Here is a 19,013-nt window from a genome sequence, read left to right as displayed (position 1 = left end):
ATCCCGACTGGCTTTATGCCGACACAAAGTATCCATGATGTCGTCATTTCGCTCTGCACTGGCCAAGGCGCGGTAAAGGCCTTCCTTCCGATCCAGAAGGACGGTGAGCCATCCGATCGTGATAAGACCAAAGGCAGTGAATGCAGTTTTGCCAATGGGCTAGGCGGCGGGATGGTCACAGCACTACCATCTGCGCTGGACGCAACGCGGCCGCTGTTTGCTCCGCTCGTGACAAGTCAGGCCGTCGCCCACCTTACCGTGCACCGTCTGGCGGCGCCCCCGCCCCCATCCCAGGGACCACCCGCGCGCGTCTGAAAGGCTCGCGCGGCAGATAGAGTTTTCCTCGTTTGCCGCTGATCAGCACATGCCTTTGCGCATGTGCTTTGCCACTCCACCAATGGAGTGACGCGGTATTACGAGGTTATTCATGTATGCTCTGACGCGGTCGCATAGCGCCTTTCTGTCATGGTTGCGGCAAGTCCGTCGCTCCGCTTGGTTGCTGATCGCCGCCTGCCTGTTGTTCCGGGCTGGTGATGCGCTCGCTAACGAAGCGCCTTCTCCCTTCGAAACGCCAGCCATGGCGCAGGCAGCGCTACGGTGAGCTTCAGCTTCACTTTCGACACCAGCGCAGCAACGTGAATCGCGGCGAAGCAGATTACCGAACTATGGTCCGAATATCCGCTGCTCTGGCCCGAAACCATCCGGGCGCTCTATGTGGCATCCGCCTGCGGGACGCCGCAGATGCGCTCGGATCTTCCCGCGCAGCCGAGCAAGGGTAGCTATGCGCGCCTGTTCCAGCGCTACGGTTATGGCGTCCCCGACCTCGAGCGAGCCCGTCGCAGCGCTTCCAACGCTCTTTCGCTGATCGTCCAGGACGTCATCATTTCGTACGGCATCTCGGAGAAAACGGGCGGGGACGTTCACAAGGAGATGCGACTCTTCACGCTGCCATGGCCTGTCGAGGAACTGCACAAACTCGGCAATGTGAACGTGACCTTGAGGGTCGCCCTCAGTTCCTTCATCGCTCCCAATCCTGCCGAAGCCTCTCGCGGGTCACGATATCGATACGCCTCCCATAATCTGCGCTTCAAGCTGAACCGCGGCGGCGAGAATGCCCAGTAGTTCATGGCCCGTATCAGCAAAGCAGACGAACCCGTCGGTCCCCAGATCGATGAAGACGATCTTTGGGAATATGGGAGCGATCGGCGCGACGTCGGGTCTCTCCATATCGACCAGTTGACATGCAAGGCATCCAACCTTGCTCGCCGCAATCTCCTGGCCATTCATCCCGTTGCCGGATGGTGGAAATCGAGGAAATTGTTGCAGGAAGCCGAGCCCGAGGTCCGTTTCGCCCTCATAGTCGAAATCGACACACAAGGGGTGGAAGCGGAGCTTTACCCCGAGGTGCAGACGACCGTGGACGTCCTGAACGCAGCCCAGGCAATCATCATCTGAACGGCTGCGGGCGACGCCTTCCGAATGCTACGCTGATCGGCCGAGCTGTTGATCGAGGACAACTGGCAGTGCGGGAGATGGCCAAACATCTCATTGGTCGAAATCCTCAGGCCACAGATCATCCTCGCACGCTTCGGGCCTGAACTTGGGCAAGAAGGGGCGGGTTCCAAATGTGTGGCCGATATGGAAACGAAGCTCCTTTGGCTTCCGGATGACCTTTGCCTTCAAAACGGGTGACGTCGCTGCATGGCGCCGAATGAGCGCTTCGTGCGATCGATCAACCGCGAATGCCAGTCTATAGCAAAGCGCGCCGTGATGCGATTGATGGCCAGAACCTTTTTTGATCCGTCATCGTCACGAACTCCGGTATCGACCCGAGCGACCGCAGCCGGTGCGATCCTCGCAAAAGAAGAGTAGGGGTCAGGGGAAACTGAAGTTCGACCTTTTCGGCTTCGCGATAGAGCTCCTTGATACCCGCGTCCGTGGGGTCATAGAAGGGGGCTTCACCCTTAGGGAAATCCGTGAACTTCTGAAGTTGGATGCGGGCCAGAATCGCAGCCGCGCCCGCGAGCTCGCGAAGAGCCGGGTCGAAGCTTTGGATGCAAAAATCGTAGAGCTCGGTCGCGCCCGCGACGCGCTCCAACAACTGGCTGCAGAATACTGCGCGGGAGATAAGGGCCCTTGCCCCACTCTCGCGTCGTTCGACGTTTGATCCGCCGCACGTCAGCGCGTGGACGTCTGGTGTCGTAACCAATCGTCAGTCTTCATGCTCGGGTACGGCTGTAAAGCCCCCCGATTCTGCCTACCGATTTCGACCCATTGTCGCCATTTAGGCCCGCATTTTCGATTCTCAGGTACGGACCGGCAGTTTTTCCATCACGTTCGATCAAGATGGCGGTGAGCGGACTGGCAGTTTTTTGTGTGCCGTGATGTGAAAGTGGACCTCGTTCAGGCAGCTACTGGATCCGCGAAGATCCACAAGCGGACCTTCTAGGCCGATGAGGCGCCTACGCGTCGCCGACGTTCATTTTCGGATGTCGAGAGGCGGGGCGGCAGAACCTACCGCTAGTTATGCCCTCGCTCGACAGTCAGCCCGCGCGCCCTGCGGCAGCAATTCGCCGTCCAGGAGCACCGGCAAGCCGACGTTCATGCCAATGCGGCCGTATGCGTCAGGCGGGCCGATTGGCGAGCACCGCCTCGAGCAGGCCTGGGAAGCGCCGATCGAAATCGGAGCGTCGCAGCGTGTTGATCATCTCGCGCCCTGCCTGTGAAGTCTCGATCAGCCCCGCGGCGCGCAGCAGCTTCAGGTGGTTGGACAGCGTACTTTTGGGGATCGACTCACACGGGGCTGCGCCGGTGCAGCTCAGCCGCTCAGTTGCGGCCAGGCGCGCAACCATGCCCAGCCGATTAGGGTCGGCCAGCGCGTGGAGCGCTAAATCGAGTGGAACATCCTCCAGCCTGGGATGGGTAAAGCGGGGCATCGCCTAGATATAGGAAGACTAAACAAATTTAATAGTTCGGAAATATTGAACTATCGAAGTGACACCCCATCTTTCGGCTTGCCCACAGCGCACGACCGCGTGATCGCGGGCCACATTTTGGAGGATTGACATGTCACTTCGAGGCAAGAAGGCGCTCGTTACTGGTGGGTCGCGCGGCATTGGTGCGGCGATCGCCAAGCGATTGGCCGCTGATGGTGCGGCCGTTGCGATCACCTATGCCGGCAATAAGGCCGCCGCCGACGCCACTGTGGCGGCGATCAAGAGTGCAGGCGGCACCGCCTTTGCGTTTCAGGCGGACGCTGCCGATCCTACGTCTCAGCGCGCGGGCGTCAAGCAAGCCGCAGCGGCGCTGGGCGTGATCGACATCCTGGTCCACAATGCCGGAGTGGCCGAATTTTCCACTATCGCCGAAGATACCGACGAGACCTTCGATCGCCAGTTCGGCGTCAACGTGAAAGGCCTGCACGTTGGCACTCGCGCGGCGCTGCCGCACCTCAGCGATGGCGGGCGGATCATATTGATAGGCAGTGTCTCGGGCGAGCTAGCCTTCCCCGCAACCGCGGTCTACAGCTCGACAAAGGCGGCAGTGGCGGCACTTGCACGCGGCTGGGCAAAGGACCTCGCATCGCGCAACATCCTGGTCAACACAGTGCAGCCGGGACCGATCGATACCGATATGAACCCTGCCGATAGCGAGTTCGCGCAGCAGATGACCGGGCTCGTCCCACTCGGCCGGTACGGCAGGGTCGAGGAGATTGCGGGGGCGGTCTCGTTCCTGGCTGGACCAGACGCGAGCTACATCACCGGCACCACGCTCAATGTCGACGGAGGTGCGGCGGCTTAAGAATGAGCGACCGGCCCCTCCGCAAAGCTGGAGGGGCCGGTGACTTTAACACGCATGAGGCGAGGAGTACTAATTAACGACATCCAAGCGCACCTCTCCGCTGCTCCAGACCTGCCGCCCATTTCATCTCGAATTCGGTAGCCTCCAGGCTGTAAAGCCGAGCGAGCGTCATTTATCGATTGTTAACATCTTGATTACGATTGCTTTTCCGGCAAGCCAAATCGTGCGGTTACGACGTCTCACGACCCACGCCGACCACTCACTTGCATTTTGGTTGTTCCCAGCTGCGGAACGGTAGCTCAACGTTTGTGCAATTTATACCCGCGGCACTGAGCCGCAGTCATTGAATTGATGGTGCCCGTGATGGGGAATGCGCAGTCGGCCGCCAGGGAGGCGATCGAGTCCCTTTTTTCAGGCGCTCGTACGTTGATGCGGTGCTATCTTCGATGAGAAAATGGATCATAATCGGCAAGCGGTGTTCTTGCCCGCTTGCAATAGTTTTCCATCCCGTTGGTGATGGCAACCAGTCAGGCGCAATCCCAGGCTGGTGTGTGGCTTCGAAGATGCAACATTGTAGGGGATCCCGACAACGTCAGCAAAGTCCTGGGTTCCCTTCGATCAGCTCTGCGGATCGGGTAGCTGGAAAGGCGGCGGGCCATCAGGGAAGGGACCCGCTCGCAGCAATCTGGCCGCGCGGGAGGGAAGCTTTTGCTCAGACGCGCAGCAAGCAATTATCGGGCAAGTCATGATTGTCGAGGTTAAGGGGATACCCGCTTCTCGTCATCCGCGTGCGAGCGAAGCGAAATAGCTAAAGACGTTCCACACCAGTCTCTACCCCGCCTGCAGCATGCACGTGCCTTGCATCCCAGCCGTACGTTGCTCCTTCAGCCATGGGGCAAATCTCGCGGTCTCCATTGGACGAGCGAACAGATACCCCTGCACCTCGTCGCAATCCATGCCTCTCAGGGCGTCTAACACACCGGCTGTTTCGACACCTTCGGCCACGACACGAAAGCCAAGGCCATGGGAAAGACTTATCATCGAGCGAACGAGCTGCGCTTCCCGCTCACCATTCGTAATGTCGCGCACAAAGCTTTGGTCGATCTTCACGACATCGGCCGGCAGCCGCTGTAAATAGGCAAGGCTGCTATGACCTGTCCCAAAATCATCGATGGCGATTTTCACACCCGCTTCCTTAAGGGCGTTCATCTGCTGCAAAGCATGCTCGGGGTGCTCCATTATTGCACTTTCAGTAAGCTCCAGTTCCAGCATTTCGCTGCGGACGTTATGCTTAAGAAGATAGAGTTGCACCCGCATCGCAAAATCGGGCTCTTCCAGATTGGCTGCCGAAATGTTGATGGAAAGCGGTACATCCAAGCCAACAGCCTGCCACTCCGCTATTTGCATCAGGCCGGCTTGTAGGACCCATTCGGTGGTTCGTTTTGCGAGAGCGGATCGTTCCACTGCAGGGATGAACTCCGCAGGCGACACGTCACCCAATTCCGGGTGACGCCAACGCAGTAGAACCTCAGCGCCCACACACATGTCCGAGAGAAGATCGATCCGCGGTTGTACGACGATGCGAAGCTGGTCACGATCCTTGTCCAATGCTGCGCCGAAGTCGTCGAGAAGACGGTAGCGGCGCCGGTGGGCCTGGTCAGTCACATGAGAGTAAATGCTGACACCCCGCTGTGTTTCCCTGGCATCGATAACCGCGCTGTGCGCCATACGCAGAGCGTCCTCAGGTGAGGATAAGCCCAGGCTTATAGGGGAGATGCCTATGGCTGTCGTTGTCACGAACCGTAAGCCGGATCCGGCACGAAGCGCGTTGAGGCGCTCCATCAACATAATGCCAAAACCTTCTGCTGAGGTATCGGATTGAACGATAAGGGCGAACTGCGTAGCACTCACATGGTAAGCCGCGTGCTGGACAGCAGACATCTCCCGAAGCCAGCGCGCCGCATGCCTTATCATCTCGTCCACTTCGGTCGAGCCAAGCACCCCGGTCATGTTTGAGATTTGCTCGGCGCGTGCGAGATCCACAAGTACGATCAGCACCGGTTCACCCGGATGATCCCGTGCCTTGTCACTGAGGTCCTCGTAAAACTGGTTTCGATTAGGCAAGCCGCTGACAGGTTCCACTCGCCCGAAGGCATGCTGCAATTCAATCTGCGCCATCACCATTGCCGCAAGGTCGGTCAAGGCAGCCATCTCCTTTGCAGTCGCGTTTCTGGGCTCGGTGCCGATTACGCAAAGAGCGCCGAGGCCATGCCCCTCACGCGTGACAAGGGGAGTGCCCGCATAGAATCGCGCTCCGGTGCCCGCGAGCACACTGGTCGCATAACAGGGATCTGCCAGAAGATCGGGTACTACAATGGGAACGGCGCTTTCAGCGACCGCGGCACAAGGTGCTTTGTCCCGGGGGATGGAATCATGGTCCACACCCAATCTCGACTTGAACCACTGCCGATCTTCGTCAGTCAGGGACACAGCGGAGATTGGCAGCCCAAAGATTTGGCCCGCCATGCGCGTGATTCTGTCGAAACTCTCGCTCGGGGGCGTGTCCAGGAGGTTAAGTTGTCTTAGCGCGCTCAGGCGGGCAGCTTCGTTCGATCGCCTCATCGATACTCCTTTTGCTTTGACCCTAGCTCGACGGCGTTAATTATTCATGCTCGACGGCTGGCACCACCAAACTGACGTGGCTGGGAGTGGCAAACTGCTCAGCAGGCAGCCTTTGCAGCTGCGGTGCGCGGGCGTGAAGCTTTCCTGGCTTTTTCTGCATCCCGTAAAAGCCAATCAGTCATGGCCTTGCGATCGACCGGGCGAGAAAACAGATATCCGTGAGCAAGCGTGCAACCAAACCTACATCAACTTTGCCGCGATCATCGTCCGGTGCGCAAGCACATCCTCATCACCGGTGCTCATCATAGCTTGCACTCGTGCCACTAGATGTTGCCCGCGTTAGCCAGTGCATCTCCTGCAACGCACGCGCCACCTCGACCGATCTTTCACGTACTGGAACGCGGCGTTAGAACCTCGTGGCCCATAGAGCGGCGAAGTCGCTTCCCAAGGAAAAAAATATGAATGGCCTCGTTTTCAATACATTCTGTGACTCTGCGAGCAGAAGTTCGGCGAGGATCTTCTAGAGGACGTCATTGAGGCGTCACGCGTTCCTAATGGCGGGGCGTACACAAGCGTCGGGACATACCCATTTGAGGAGATGGTCTCGCTCATGACGACGACGGTCAAGCTCACTGACATGAAAATGCCAGAGTTGATGGAAAGCTTTGGCACGTTCTGCTTCGGCCAGTGGGTGTCCTATGCTCCAGCCCGCGTCGCGAACAAAGATTTGTTCGACGTGCTGGAACGCGTCGATGATTTTCATGAGCAAGAAGTACGAAAGCTCTATCCAGATGCGGAGCTGCCTTCGTTCAAGGTGGAAAGCCGAAGTGACACTAGATTAGTGCTCGCCTATCACAGCTGTAAGCCCCTGGCAGACCTTGCCTGCGGCGTGATCAAGGGTGCGTCAGTTCACCTGGCTTCACCTGTGAGTGTTCAACATAGCCCTCAGTCAATGCCCGGGGGCTCATACGTGCGGTTCGAGATTGAACGGGTTGGGTAGCGCGATGAGTATCGCGGACGCGCAAGAAGTTATTGTACGGCTGAAGAAGAAGCTGGACCGGGAACGGCGTGCCCGCTCCGAGGCCGAGCAACTTATTGAAAGCAAGAGCCTTGAACTGTTTTCTGCCAATCAGCGCCTCGCGCAGGTGAATGGCGAGCTTGAGGCGCAGGTGGAATCGACCCTAGCGTACCAGCACGAGCTTCATGCCCAAAAGGTTCACTTGGAAGAAACTTTGAGCCAGCTTTCCGGCATAGTAAAAACGATCGACACGAGTTCGGCATCGATAGCGATTGTGTCGCCAAGACGCACAAGTTGAGGCTCAATCGAAAATAGCCGCACCGTGACAGAGGCTCCGTGCCCGGCACGATCCTGCCGATCCGGCTCGGCGACTATGGCGGCCGTCTCATCTGCCAGAAGGACAGTTTCCTGGCGGCCGCGAAAGGGGTTTCGATCGGTATTCACTTCCAACAGCGGATCATGACGGGTCTGTTTGGTGGCGAAGGCTTTATCATGCAGAAGCTCGAAAGGTATGGCTGGGTGTTCGTGCAGATTGGCGGTGCCGTAGTCGCGCGCGAACTGGCGCTGGCCAGCAACTGAATGTCGATATAGGCTGCATGGCGGCCTACACCGACACGATCGACTTTGACCTCGAGCGCGCTGGCGGTGTCAAAAGTGTCTGTTCGGTGGGGAGGGGCTTTTCTTCGCGTGATTGACGGAACCAGGCAAAGTCTGGATTCAATCGCTGCCTTTCTCGCGGCTGGCCGGCGGCATTTTGGCCGCGGCGAACAGCCGAGCGGACAGCATCGCAGTGAGGGTTCTGTTCTTTGCGGCTCGGCGATTTGATCTGTGGAAACAACTGAGTCCGGCCACGACATGGTCTTCTATTGGCATTGATGTAGCCCATCCCGGGAGGCAAACCCATCTTGCGTTCAGTAGTTGCGTCGCCTCATTCGCCCATGAAGGCAATAAGGCGACCGCACAGCAGAGCGCCGGCCCAGCATATAAGTGATGTGATGCCCGCAATCCGCAAGACGCCAGTCGAAGCACCAGTCAGTGTGCAGCCAAAGCGCAGATGGTGCGCAAGGGCGGAAGCCGTGCCGATAGTGACTAGCGCAAGCTTGACGCGAAAAATGCCGAGCGCAGCATATTCGTCAGCCCGCGTTACAAACAGCAGCAGCCCGCTCGCTATTACGATGGCGAGCCCTATGGCGGCCATCGTGACGAGGGGCCGGGCCAGATTTGCGAGGGCTATTGAGCGCCAGAACCCGAGCAGACGCAGATCCAACACCATCACCGAACCGAACAATATACCGATTGCTGCGATATGGGCGGTGTTAACCGCAGCATAGCCCCATCGCGACATGCGCAACGCGCTGGCAATATCGGTCTTTGCCAGCGTGACCCAGACGTCCTCCATCCGGTCAGTCCCGTTCGGGGTAGAGCACGAAGCTGCGCCTGCCGATCAGGATCTTCTCGGCCTTCATCCTTTTGATGGCGGGATCGGCGGATGGTTCACCGACGAAACGCATCGTAGCGCCTTTGGCGAAGTCGGCATCTTTCAACCCTGCATTTTCGTTGCGCCAAGGCTGACCGACCTCGATGGTCCAACGTGCCCCCTTTACGTCGACAGTGACGACACCATGGGGATTGCCGAGCTTTGCCTCGATGATCTTGCCAGAGATTTCAATATTCTCGCCCGTCGTCCATGCCCACCCGTGATGGGCCTCAGCGACGGACGGTGCTGCAAGCCCTGCAAATGCGAAGATTGCGGTGAAGAATTTCTGCATGATCTACTCCTGCCGGTAGGATGCTCCGCATCTTCCATAGCAGTATATCCGCTGTATGCCTAAGCCTTGGCGAGGAGGTACTCAGCATTCGGTGATTACGCAGCGTCGCAGAGCATCATCGACACGTCTCCGCATCACTCATTGATGACCCATCTCCATGACGATCAATGTCATTCACGACCCTAGTGGGACGCCCAGCGGCAAAGTCTTGCTTCTCGAGTGCATAGTCAGCTATTCGGGCGGCTGCCGACCAACTTGAGCCGCTTGGCGGTCGCCATGTGAATGGCTGCTTGTGTTGAAACCTGCCGCTCGCCTAACTCCAACTCATCGGCCTGCCTCGCGCCATTTATTGCCGTTGCAGAACGGATTCCCTCTCCCGCAGCGGACGTTCATCGTACAGCAGGCGACGGAAAGCTACCGGACAACCGTCCACCGACCGTTGCTAGTGGACCGTATTCGTTGCCTGTTTTTCTGAAAGCTGACATGTTGCTGTCTAGGTAGTCCTTCTATCCGTTGCTCAGCTCACCTAGGCCAAATCTGACACATCCTCTTCGGTATAGACAAAATGCCATGACGTTCGGCAAACAGATGTAAGGCTTGCTGCTGAATGGAGAGCGTATGAAGAGGATCGTCGCGCTGATCGCGTTTGCCATTGCTCTGTCCGCAGCTACGGCGCCTGCCACCATACACGCGCCGATCGGCCCGCACAGCCGCGCCGAAGCGGTCAGCATCATCGCAGACCTGCGCAAAATCGTCAGCCCGCAAGGGTTGCAAGCGATCGAGACAGTTCCCATCGGCGGCATCCGGCAGGTGGTGTCGATCCGAAGCCAGGATCTGCGAAACCCAGTCCTCGTCTATTTTCATGGCGGACCTGGCTTTGTGGAGATGCCCCTCGACTGTGGTGGGACCGCGGCTGGGACGAATATTTCACTGTTGTTCATTGGGACCAGCGCAACGCTGGCAAGACATATAGCCTGAGCGGTGCGAACGATCCCGCGACGCTGACGCCTGAACGTTTCCAGGCCGACGCCGAGGAAGTGGTACAGTGGGCCCTGAAGCGCTTCGGCAAGCGTAAGCTGTTCGTGCTCGGGCATAGCTGGGGCAGTATGCTGGGGCTTAAACTCGCAGCCGCACACCCGGAGTGGCTACACGCTTATATAGGAATGGGGCAGCTGACCGATGGCTTGGAAAGTGAGCGTCGTGGATGGGAATGGACGCTGGCCAAGGCGCGAGCTGATGGTAACGCCCAAGCGATTAGTGACCTCGAGGCGATTGCACCTTATGGAAGGCCAGGCAGTCCCCTTTCGGTGCCTGCCATCCTGACACAGCGTAAATGGCTCAATCATTATGGCGGCGCTGCGTGGCGACGGTATGGTGGGGACTTCGAGGCCGCGGCTTTCCAGCTAGCGCCGGAATATAGCGATGATGACGTGCGCAATGCTTTCAAGGGTCAGGCGCCCGTCACCGAAGCGTTGCTGCCAAAAGTATTGGCGACGAACTTGGCGACCATCCAGCAGTTGAAGGTGCCGCTTTTGCTGCTGCTTGGCCGACATGACGTGAACGTGTCGAGCGAGGTGGCCGCTGAATGGTTCTCGCGCGTTCAAGTGCCATCCAAAAGGCTGGTGTGGTTTGAGCGATCGGGTCATCACATTACAAGCGAGGAACCGGGCAAGCTGCTAACGACACTCGTGACAGAGGCGCGGCCTATTGCGGCGCAAGCCGGGGACGTCGCGCCCTAGCCACTCATAGCGATCTCGAATAAAATCGGCCGCTCAGCGAGACTTATTACTCTGCGGTCCTGGCCGTTCGGTTTCCAGCCACTATCAACCAGACTTCGACGTTTGCTTCTGGCGTCGCGAACGTCGAAATCTGGTAAGATCCGTCTTTCGGTCTATGCCAGACAGATCGGCGGAAGCTGCCGACACTGCGGACGTTCGGCGCGGGACGCTCCCTAGAAGCCGCCATTTGTTCACGCCCGCAACGCGGCTTGTGATAGATCCATATGGCAAACTTGAATAGATTTGAGCTGCCGACAATTTGCCGGATGCAACGTCCAATTTCGGACGGTAAACGGTGAGCCTGCTTAATGGTGATAATTCTCCACATCAATAGTTGCATGCAATACACACATCAAATTGACAGCGTTGGCACAAACCCCGTCTCGTGCTGTTAGTCGTAAATGATGAGTTTCGGATCAGCCATAGGCATCCATAGGTTTGTCCGCTGACCGCGTCCGGCGGCACGCCTTTGCAGTCGATGCTCGCTTCGCCAGCACGATCTGAAATTTTCCGCAGCTTGCCGATAACCGTTTCCGGCATGTGCTTCTTGCTCGGCGTTTGATGTTCCTCATCATGGTCCAGACTATCATAGTCTCTGGGCCAGTCAGCGGGGGGCAGATCAGTGCAGCTCCCCATTTACGACCTTTCTCCACGCTGCGGCTGCGGCCCGGTATGGCCACAGACACAATCGGCTGGCACGCCGCTGTACTCGGGCTCGTGGCATGAACTGCCAGCTTGCTATCTGGAACAGGATTAACGTCTTGTTTGCCATCTTTGCTTAGCAAGCCGGGCAGGTTCCCTGGAGAAAGCATATGGCTAGGCCGGTCTTCTACGACGTTAGCGGTAATCGGGGGCGCTGGGTCCGTGCCGGCATGGCCCTGATCACAGCGGCCGTCGTGACGGGTTTGGGATTCCTGCTTTTCATGCTCATGAACGTTACGGCCGAGCCGCCGGTCCGCTTGCCGGAAGATGCCGAGCGCCCGCGCGGATTTATCGCGCCTGCCGAGACGTCAGGTTCGGATCAACCCTCCGGGCCTTGGCTGCCTGCCTCAATGCCGGTGCGCCCTGCTTCCGGCAAGCCTCTCGTGTTCGGTTATTACATGCCGTGGGATGCGCCCTCACGTCGCTCGTTGGAGGAGCATGCAGAAGTGCTCGACTGGCTAGCGCCCGGTCTCGCAACGGTAACCGGGCAGGATCACCGGTTTGCGTATGAAAGAGATGCAGCCATGCACAGGGTACTGGGCAGCGCGCAAAGACGCCCCCGGCTCATGCCCATGGTGCAGAACGCGCGCGCGGATGGACAGTGGGATGGACAGGAAACCGCGCGTCTGCTGGCCGATGCCATCGCGCGACGCCGCCTTCTCGATCAGGTTGAAGCGATGGTGTCGGCGGAAGGTGGTCACGGCATCATGTTCGATTTCGAAGCGCTACCCATCGGTGCGCATCGTGATTACCTCGACTTCTTGGCGGACGTGCGCGCGCGCTTCTCCAGGCGAGGCTGGAAAGTGGCGCTAGCGGCGCCTGTTGCCGATCCGGATTGGGACCTGAAAGCCTATGCGCGGGCAGCGGACTATGTCGTCCTTATGGCCTATGACGAGCATTGGATGGGCGGCACGCCCGGTCCGATCGCTTCGCAACCCTGGTTTGCGAAGGTGGTGGCAAAGGCTGTTGCCGAGACAAGTCCGGAAAAGGCGATCGTGGCCATCGGAAGCTATGCCTATGATTGGTCCGAAGGCCGAACGGCGCCGATGAGCGTTGCCGATGCATGGCACCTTGCGCAACAGGCCGACACCAAACCACAATTCGACACATCGAGCGGGAACTTCCACTTCGATTACCGTAAATTTCAAAAGGTCCATAGTGTGTGGATGCTGGATGCGGTAAGTGCAGCGAACCAGCGTCAGGCCATCGATCGCACCGGGGCTGCGGGTGTCGCGTTGTGGCGATTGGGCAGTGAAGATCCCGGTGTCTGGCCGGTGCTAGCGGGCACAAGGCAGCCTAACCTTTCCCATATTGCGGCGCTGCCGGGCGTCAAGGTGAACGGCACCGGCGAAATCATGCGCATCGATAGCCACGCAGCAGAGGGTGTTCGCATCGTGAACCATGCCAGAGACGGCACGATCCGTTCCGCAGCCTATCGACACCTGCCTAGCGCAGATGTCGTCCAGCGTGTCGGTGGGCACCGGCGGCGGGTGGCACTGACTTTCGACGATGGGCCGGACCCACTGTGGACCCCCAAGTTGCTCGACATACTCAAGCGCGAGCGTGTACCCGCCACGTTTTTCGTCACTGGCGCAAGTGCATTGGGCGAAGGTCCGCTGCTACGTCGCATCATTGCGCAGGGAAGCGAACTGGGCAACCACAGCACGACGCACGCCGACATGAGCAGGCAATCGCGCCAGGCCGTCCAACTCGAACTGAATGCCACCGAGCGGTTGGTGGAAGCCTATACCGGGCATACCATGCGGCTATTCCGACCGCCGTTTCTGGGCGACGCCGACCCGGATCGACGCGATGAACTGCAAGCGTCGCGCATTGCAGCTGATATGGGCTATCTGACCGTCGGCCTCAATGTCGATCCGCTCGATTGGAAAGCACCGGGAGTTGATGCCATCGTGGCGCGCGCGGTGTCGCAAGTGGAGGCCGGTACCGCCGAGCGGCCTGCCCAGGTCATTCTGCTCCATGACTCAGGCGGGGACCGCAACCAGACGATTGCTGCATTGCCCCTCATCATCCACGCATTGCGCGCTAGAGGTTATGACTTCGTGACTGCCTCGCGTCTTGCCGGGCTTGAGCCGGACGAAGCAATGCCGCTGTTGAACGATAGCGAACGCCTTACCGCTCATGGCACACGCGCACTGTTCGACGGCATCGATAGCACAGCCGATATTCTTACCCTCCTTTTCGTGGTGGTGATCGCAACAGGCATGGTGCGGGCGCTGGCGCTTAGCGCACTGGCCTTCGCCAGCCGCCTTCGGGACACGCCACCGGCTGCGCCGTCGCATCTCGTTCCCACGTTCGTTTCGGTGCTTATTCCGGCCTTTAACGAGGCACGCGTTATCGAATCCTCCATCCGACGTATTCTGGCGAGTACGGATATCCGGATCGAAGTTATCGTGATCGATGATGGATCGAGCGACGGCACAACGCAAGTCGTGCGGGAAGCATTCGGCATTGACCCGCGCGTGCGCCTGCTGACTTTGGAGAATGGCGGGAAGGCCCGTGCCCTCAATGCTGCCCTGAACATCGCCCGCGGCGATATCATCATCGCACTGGATGCCGACACTCAGTTCGAGCCGGAGACTGTGGCCAAACTCGCTCGCTGGTTCGCCGATCCCGCGATCGGCGCGGTCGCCGGTAATGCGAAAATCGGCAATGCCATCAATATCATCACGCGGTGGCAGGCCATCGAATATGTGACGGCCCAAAATCTGGAACGGCGGGCGCTTGCTGCACTCGGAGCCATCACTGTCGTACCCGGTGCGGTCGGCGCGTGGCGGCGCACCGCGTTAGATCAGGTAGGCGGCTACCCGCTCGATACGCTGGCTGAAGATCAGGATCTTACGATCGCCATCCAAAGGGCAGGATGGCAGGTCGCATGTGATATCAACGCAGTCGCCTGGACCGAAGCACCCGAAACCGTAGGCGCGCTTTTCAAGCAGCGCTTCCGCTGGGCTTATGGCACCTTGCAATGTCTGTGGAAGCACCGCGTGCTGATCGGCCGTGGAAAGCCGCGTGGCTTAGCGCTTATCGGGCTACCGCAAGCGATTGTCTTCCAACTCCTATTCGCACTTGCAGCGCCACTCATCGATCTTGCGCTGCTGGGCAGCATTTTTAGCACTCTCCTACGATTAGCCAACGGGGGTTGGGATCGCGTGAGTGGAGATGTCGTGACTATAGCAGGCTTCTGGCTTTCGTTTACAATCGTAGATCTCGCCTGCGGATGGAGCGCGTTTCGCCTCGACCCGCGTGAGCAACGCTTTCCCGCGATGCGCATGTTGATGCAGCGAGTTGGGTACCGGCAACTGCTCTATCTGGTCGTGCTACGCGCAATATTCGCCGCAATGACCGGTCCAAAGGTAGGGTGGGGGAAGCTGGACCGCAGCGGCAGCGTGGACACCTGCTCGATTCTACGACCCTCTTTCATCGTAGAAGATAGCGAGACAAGTCGTAGCGGCACTGCCATTCGAAGAGCCGACATTCAGGCAGCGGCCTAACTATCGATCGCAGCACTCGCGGCGGTCGGCTTGTTCTTGCCAGCTTAGGCTAACATGGCTCGTTACCGATCGCGAACGTAACAACTTAGTTGGTGATCTCGTCAGCGTAGTACTGCTGTGCTCAAGCTTTCGGCCAATGCCGGCGGCGGCGTGTTTGGCGCGCAAGGCTAGATCTTTGGCCATGAGGCGGCGATCCTGATGCCTTACGAATGATAGCATTCCCAATGCTGATGCTAGCCTGCCGCGCCCTGCTTCTTGCCGCTGGTTCAGGTGGATGATGTTGCGATGGATCGCTACAAGGCCCGTTAAGCCGAACACCAACTGAGGACGCGATACGTGAATTCAATCGAGCGCCGCCTCGACGCTATCGTGAACAATTCCACGATGGCAATCTTCCTGATGGATGAGCAGCAGCAGCATTGCGTGTTCATGAACCAGGCTGCGGAGAATCTAACCGGATACCGGCTGGAGGAAACGCTCGGTCGGCCGCTGCACGATGTCGTGCACCATCAACGGCCCGATGGCAGTATATACCCGCTCGAAGAATGCCCTATTGATCGAGCGTTCCCGGAGCAGGATCGCATGCAGGGAGAAGAAGTGTTCGTTCACAAGGATGGGCACTATTATCCCGTGGCATTCACGGCTTCGCCAATCGTCGGGGACGATGGCAAGCCGACCGGAACCATTATCGAAGCGCGCGACCTCACCACAAAAAAGGCGCGCGACACCGCTTTGGAAGAAAGCGAAAGCCGTTTCCGCAATATGGCTGATCACGCGCCGGTGATGATGTGGGTCACCGACGCGAGCGGACACTGCACCCATCTCAACGCCCGCTGGTACGAATTTACAGGGCAAAACCCGGGCGCCGGTGAAGGCTATGGCTGGCTTGATGCCGTCCATCCAGACGATCGTGCCGTAGCAGAGCAGGCGTATGTATCCGCAAATGCCGAACGGCGCGACTATCGCGTCGACTTTCGTCTTCGTCGGTTCGACGGCGTGTACCGCTGGACTATTGATGCTGCAGTGCCAAGGTTCGCTGATAACGGGGAATATCTGGGCTATGTCGGTTCGGTCATCGACATCGACGAACGCCGGGAGGCTGAGACCAGGCTGGCGCTGAGCGAGGAGCAACTGCGGCTGGCAACAGAGGTAGGCGAGATTGGCCAGTGGGATGTCGATGCTTTTACCGGCACCATGTTCTGGCCACCGCGGGTCAAGGCAATGTTCGGGATCTCTCCCGATGTGCCGGTGACGCTGGACGACTTCTACTATGGTGTTCATCCGGAAGATCGGGAGAAGACACGGGCTGCCTATGATGCAGCGAGCGATCCCGATCTAAGGGCGCTATATGATGTTGAATATCGGACGATCGGCAGGGAAGATGGTCTTATCCGCTGGGTCGCGGCGAAAGGTCGCGGCCTCTTCAACTCCGACGGGGCCTGCTTCCGCGTCATAGGGACTGCCATCGACATCACAGCCCGCAAGGCGGACGAGATGCGCCTTTTACAATTGAAGGAACGGCTCGAACAGGAGGTCACCGAAAAGACTGCCGAGCGAAACCGTGTGTGGGAGATGAGCCGGGATCTCTTCGCGATTATGGGCTTCGATGGTCGACTCAAGGCTATCAATCCCGCATGGGAAACGACGCTGGGGCGCGACGTCGCAACCCTGCTCGCTTTGTCTTTCACAGAGCAGGTCCATCCTGACGATCATCCTGCTGTCGAAGCAATAATGCAGCGGCTGAGCGAAGGGGAGACAGTCAAACGCTTTGAGGATCGGTTGCGTCACGCCGACGGTTCCTGGCGCTGGATATCCTGGACGCTCGTACCAGATGGCGACCAGTTCCATGCGGTAGGACGGGACGTAACGCAGGAAAAGGAGGCTCTTGAGGAACTGGAGCGTGCGCAGGAAGCGCTTCGCCAGAGCCAGAAAATGGACGCGATGGGTCAATTGACAGGTGGCGTGGCGCACGATTTCAATAACTTGCTTACCCCCATCGTCGGCAGTCTCGACCTGCTCCAACGCAAGGGCGTCGGGGGCGAACGCGAGCAGAGGCTAATCGCTGGCGCAATCCAGTCTGCAGATCGCGCCAGAATACTTGTTCAGCGGTTGCTCGCCTTTGCGCGCCGTCAGCCGCTACAGCCAGTTGCAGTCGATGTCGGTCAACTCGTTGCAGGTATGGCTGACCTACTCGCCAGCACGACTGGTCCGCAAATTCATGTCGTTGTGGATATAGGCGACGATCTGCCGCCGGCCAAGGCTGATGCTAACCAGTTGGAGATGGCGCTGCTAAACCTTGGCGTAAATGCTCGCGATGCCATGCCGGAGGGAGGGACGCTCAGGATCAGTGCGACGCGGAGCAGCGTCCGCAGCGCAAGCAGCACTTTAAAGCGCGGTCACTACGTTAAGCTCTCCGTAGCCGACACAGGCATCGGCATGGACGACGCAACCTTGGCCCGGGCCGTCGAGCCGTTCTTTTCGACAAAGGGCATCGGCAAGGGCACAGGTCTTGGGCTGTCGATGGCGCATGGCTTGGCGGCACAACTGGGCGGCGCCCTGACCATCCAGAGCAGAAGGAGCGTGGGCACGAATGTTGAACTATGGCTTCCTATTAGCGCGACGGCGGTAGGTACCGAAGTGATATCCATACCCACAGGGTCCGAGGGCAAAATTCTGGGAGTGGCCTTGCTCGTTGACGATGAGGAAGTGGTCCGCTCAAGCACAGCAGATATATTGGAGGAACTTGGCTACCAGGTGCACGAAGCGGAATCCGGTGAGGCTGCTTTGCAGCTCGTCGCGGAGGGCCTCACACCAGACTTACTAATTAGCGATCATCTGATGCCGGGTATGAGCGGAACAGACCTTGCACAAACGCTTCAGGGCTTGCTTCCCCGATTGCCGGTGCTGATCGTGTCGGGCTATGCGGACGTAGAAGGAATTGCACCGGGCCTTCCGCGTCTGGCCAAGCCCTTCAGAAGTGCAGAACTGGCGGAGAGCCTTGCTCGCCTTGTGCCAAGCAACGGCTGATCCAGATTACTTCATCGCGCATTTTGTATCTGATCGATCCCGCAGGCGATGAAAGGAAGATGGCACAGCGCAGGTTTAATGCTGGTGGCGGGGTAGCGCATCGCCGCTGCCGACGGCGCCATGTTCCAACCTACTGCGCCGCGCATGGCCGATCAGGCGGGACTGCAATCCCGCCTGACTGCGTATCAACCTTTATTCGTCCTTTGCGTCGATGTTGACCGTCGTCTCCGCCAGCTTAGTTCCGTATTCGTCGGCGCCGTATATCTCTTTTGTCGCCTGCTTGAGCTTTTTGTTGTCGTCCTTCAGACCCAATGTGGCGGCGTAAGACGCCGCCGTACCGAAGCTGGCCAAGCCGTAATGCGACATTCGCTGATATTGCGCTATGATCACGGCGTCGAGTACCGGCCCCTTCTTCGGTCCCTCCTCAACAATATGCTTGGTGGCTTCCGTCACGAGCCCTTCCATGCCTTTGCAATGGTCCTTCGACGCTTTCTCACCTTGGGCAACGATGAGTTCTTTCAAGATGTCGGTATGTTTCGAAATGCCTTCCTGAGATGCGCCAAGCATGTCTTTCAGTTTAGGGTCGCTGGCCTTCGAGGCAACTTTCTTGATGAGCCGGGCCATCTGATCGTTGGCGGACCAGAGGTCCTTGAGCTCGTCAATGTATAAATCCTTCAAGTCTTCTGGCGTCGACATAGCTGTTCCTATCAAAGAATGATGCACAGAAGTGAGGAACGCCCCGTTCCTGGGAAAGTCGCATGAGGATAGGGCCATTCTGCGC

Annotated in this window: 16 protein-coding genes and 2 pseudogenes; 13 read left to right on the top strand and 5 right to left on the bottom strand. The window is 58.5% G+C overall.

Going from position 1 to position 19,013, the window contains the following annotated elements; all coding sequences use genetic code 11:
• Nucleotides 1-15 precede the first annotated feature (15 nt).
• The 5 genes from C1T17_RS15910 to C1T17_RS15895 all read left to right on the top strand — a co-directional run bounded on the left by C1T17_RS15910 (nucleotide 16) and on the right by C1T17_RS15895 (nucleotide 2,167).
• Nucleotides 16-315, top strand: a complete 300-nt coding sequence (locus tag C1T17_RS15910; protein ID WP_189338375.1) for a hypothetical protein — start codon at nucleotides 16-18, stop codon at nucleotides 313-315.
• A gap of 112 nt (nucleotides 316-427) precedes the next feature.
• On the top strand, nucleotides 428-601 hold the full coding sequence (locus tag C1T17_RS21380; protein WP_189338374.1) for a hypothetical protein: 174 nt from the start codon (nucleotides 428-430) through the stop codon (nucleotides 599-601).
• A 140-nt stretch (nucleotides 602-741) separates the two neighbouring features.
• A complete protein-coding gene (locus tag C1T17_RS15905) occupies nucleotides 742-1,122 on the top strand; it encodes a hypothetical protein (RefSeq protein ID WP_104954278.1) in 381 nt (126 codons plus the stop codon).
• A gap of 3 nt (nucleotides 1,123-1,125) precedes the next feature.
• The gene (locus C1T17_RS15900) at nucleotides 1,126-1,455 is read left to right on the top strand and encodes a hypothetical protein (protein WP_104954277.1); all 330 of its coding nucleotides are present in this window, start codon (nucleotides 1,126-1,128) and stop codon (nucleotides 1,453-1,455) included.
• Nucleotides 1,456-1,846: 391 nt separating this feature from the next.
• Nucleotides 1,847-2,167 (top strand): MerR family DNA-binding protein, encoded by a 321-nt coding sequence (locus C1T17_RS15895; RefSeq protein WP_223262646.1) that lies wholly within the window; start codon nucleotides 1,847-1,849, stop codon nucleotides 2,165-2,167.
• 457 nt (nucleotides 2,168-2,624) lie between these two features.
• On the opposite strand, the gene C1T17_RS15890 is transcribed toward C1T17_RS15895, so the two are convergent.
• Nucleotides 2,625-2,936, bottom strand: a complete 312-nt coding sequence (locus C1T17_RS15890) for an ArsR/SmtB family transcription factor (protein ID WP_104954275.1) — start codon at nucleotides 2,934-2,936, stop codon at nucleotides 2,625-2,627.
• 130 nt (nucleotides 2,937-3,066) lie between these two features.
• Between C1T17_RS15890 and C1T17_RS15885 the strand changes: the two genes are divergently transcribed.
• Entirely contained in the window at nucleotides 3,067-3,801 is a 735-nt protein-coding gene (locus tag C1T17_RS15885; RefSeq protein WP_104954274.1) for an SDR family oxidoreductase, read from the top strand.
• 831 nt (nucleotides 3,802-4,632) lie between these two features.
• Here C1T17_RS15885 and C1T17_RS15880 read toward each other — a convergent pair.
• A complete protein-coding gene (locus tag C1T17_RS15880) occupies nucleotides 4,633-6,423 on the bottom strand; it encodes an EAL domain-containing protein (protein ID WP_104954273.1) in 1,791 nt (596 codons plus the stop codon).
• Between the two features lie 502 nt (nucleotides 6,424-6,925).
• Here C1T17_RS15880 and C1T17_RS15875 point away from each other — a divergent pair.
• From C1T17_RS15875 to C1T17_RS15865, 3 genes and pseudogenes are all read left to right on the top strand, one after another.
• Nucleotides 6,926-7,423 (top strand): annotated as a pseudogene (locus tag C1T17_RS15875) (heme NO-binding domain-containing protein); the annotation flags it as partial.
• 4 nt (nucleotides 7,424-7,427) lie between these two features.
• Nucleotides 7,428-7,739 carry a hypothetical protein gene (locus C1T17_RS15870; protein WP_104954271.1) on the top strand — a complete coding sequence of 104 codons (312 nt, stop codon included), beginning with the start codon at nucleotides 7,428-7,430 and terminating at the stop codon, nucleotides 7,737-7,739.
• A 38-nt stretch (nucleotides 7,740-7,777) separates the two neighbouring features.
• Nucleotides 7,778-8,283 (top strand): annotated as a pseudogene (locus C1T17_RS15865) (AIM24 family protein); the annotation flags it as partial.
• An 86-nt stretch (nucleotides 8,284-8,369) separates the two neighbouring features.
• Here C1T17_RS15865 and C1T17_RS15860 read toward each other — a convergent pair.
• Nucleotides 8,370-8,840: a hypothetical protein gene (locus tag C1T17_RS15860; RefSeq protein ID WP_104954270.1), complete on the bottom strand. Its 471-nt coding sequence runs from the start codon at nucleotides 8,838-8,840 to the stop codon at nucleotides 8,370-8,372.
• Between the two features lie 4 nt (nucleotides 8,841-8,844).
• Nucleotides 8,845-9,210, bottom strand: a complete 366-nt coding sequence (locus C1T17_RS15855) for a DUF6152 family protein (protein WP_104954269.1) — start codon at nucleotides 9,208-9,210, stop codon at nucleotides 8,845-8,847.
• Nucleotides 9,211-9,828: 618 nt separating this feature from the next.
• Here C1T17_RS15855 and C1T17_RS21760 point away from each other — a divergent pair.
• The 4 genes from C1T17_RS21760 to C1T17_RS15840 all read left to right on the top strand — a co-directional run bounded on the left by C1T17_RS21760 (nucleotide 9,829) and on the right by C1T17_RS15840 (nucleotide 18,232).
• Nucleotides 9,829-10,188: a hypothetical protein gene (locus C1T17_RS21760; RefSeq protein WP_223262645.1), complete on the top strand. Its 360-nt coding sequence runs from the start codon at nucleotides 9,829-9,831 to the stop codon at nucleotides 10,186-10,188.
• Nucleotides 10,107-10,949, top strand: a complete 843-nt coding sequence (locus tag C1T17_RS15850) for an alpha/beta hydrolase (protein ID WP_223262948.1) — start codon at nucleotides 10,107-10,109, stop codon at nucleotides 10,947-10,949. Before C1T17_RS21760 ends, C1T17_RS15850 begins: the two co-directional genes overlap by 82 nt.
• 851 nt (nucleotides 10,950-11,800) lie before the next feature.
• Entirely contained in the window at nucleotides 11,801-15,205 is a 3,405-nt protein-coding gene (locus tag C1T17_RS15845; RefSeq protein WP_104954268.1) for a glycosyltransferase, read from the top strand.
• A gap of 336 nt (nucleotides 15,206-15,541) precedes the next feature.
• Complete coding sequence (locus tag C1T17_RS15840; protein ID WP_104954267.1) at nucleotides 15,542-18,232, top strand: PAS domain-containing sensor histidine kinase; 2,691 nt, start codon at nucleotides 15,542-15,544, stop codon at nucleotides 18,230-18,232.
• A gap of 192 nt (nucleotides 18,233-18,424) precedes the next feature.
• Here C1T17_RS15840 and C1T17_RS15835 read toward each other — a convergent pair whose 3' ends face one another.
• A complete protein-coding gene (locus tag C1T17_RS15835; protein WP_104954266.1) occupies nucleotides 18,425-18,928 on the bottom strand; it encodes a ferritin-like domain-containing protein in 504 nt (167 codons plus the stop codon).
• Nucleotides 18,929-19,013: the final 85 nt, after the last annotated feature.

The sequence above is a fragment of the Sphingobium sp. SCG-1 genome, from assembly GCF_002953135.1.
Lineage (GTDB): Bacteria > Pseudomonadota > Alphaproteobacteria > Sphingomonadales > Sphingomonadaceae > Sphingobium.
Note: the sequence above shows the minus strand (reverse complement) of the source record. Positions and strands in the feature narration are given on the sequence as shown.

Excerpts from the sequence above, each read along its gene's own strand:
- C1T17_RS15910 (WP_189338375.1), top strand. The coding sequence starts at position 16 with ATGCCGACACAAAGTATCCATGATGTCGTCATTTCGCTCTGCACTGGC.
- C1T17_RS21380 (WP_189338374.1), top strand. The coding sequence starts at position 428 with ATGTATGCTCTGACGCGGTCGCATAGCGCCTTTCTGTCATGGTTGCGG.
- C1T17_RS15905 (WP_104954278.1), top strand. The coding sequence starts at position 742 with ATGCGCTCGGATCTTCCCGCGCAGCCGAGCAAGGGTAGCTATGCGCGC.
- C1T17_RS15900 (WP_104954277.1), top strand. The coding sequence starts at position 1,126 with ATGGCCCGTATCAGCAAAGCAGACGAACCCGTCGGTCCCCAGATCGAT.
- C1T17_RS15890 (WP_104954275.1), bottom strand. The coding sequence starts at position 2,936 with ATGCCCCGCTTTACCCATCCCAGGCTGGAGGATGTTCCACTCGATTTA.
- C1T17_RS15885 (WP_104954274.1), top strand. The coding sequence starts at position 3,067 with ATGTCACTTCGAGGCAAGAAGGCGCTCGTTACTGGTGGGTCGCGCGGC.
- C1T17_RS15880 (WP_104954273.1), bottom strand. The coding sequence starts at position 6,423 with ATGAGGCGATCGAACGAAGCTGCCCGCCTGAGCGCGCTAAGACAACTT.
- C1T17_RS15870 (WP_104954271.1), top strand. The coding sequence starts at position 7,428 with ATGAGTATCGCGGACGCGCAAGAAGTTATTGTACGGCTGAAGAAGAAG.
- C1T17_RS15860 (WP_104954270.1), bottom strand. The coding sequence starts at position 8,840 with ATGGAGGACGTCTGGGTCACGCTGGCAAAGACCGATATTGCCAGCGCG.
- C1T17_RS15855 (WP_104954269.1), bottom strand. The coding sequence starts at position 9,210 with ATGCAGAAATTCTTCACCGCAATCTTCGCATTTGCAGGGCTTGCAGCA.
- C1T17_RS21760 (WP_223262645.1), top strand. The coding sequence starts at position 9,829 with ATGAAGAGGATCGTCGCGCTGATCGCGTTTGCCATTGCTCTGTCCGCA.
- C1T17_RS15845 (WP_104954268.1), top strand. The coding sequence starts at position 11,801 with ATGGCTAGGCCGGTCTTCTACGACGTTAGCGGTAATCGGGGGCGCTGG.
- C1T17_RS15835 (WP_104954266.1), bottom strand. The coding sequence starts at position 18,928 with ATGTCGACGCCAGAAGACTTGAAGGATTTATACATTGACGAGCTCAAG.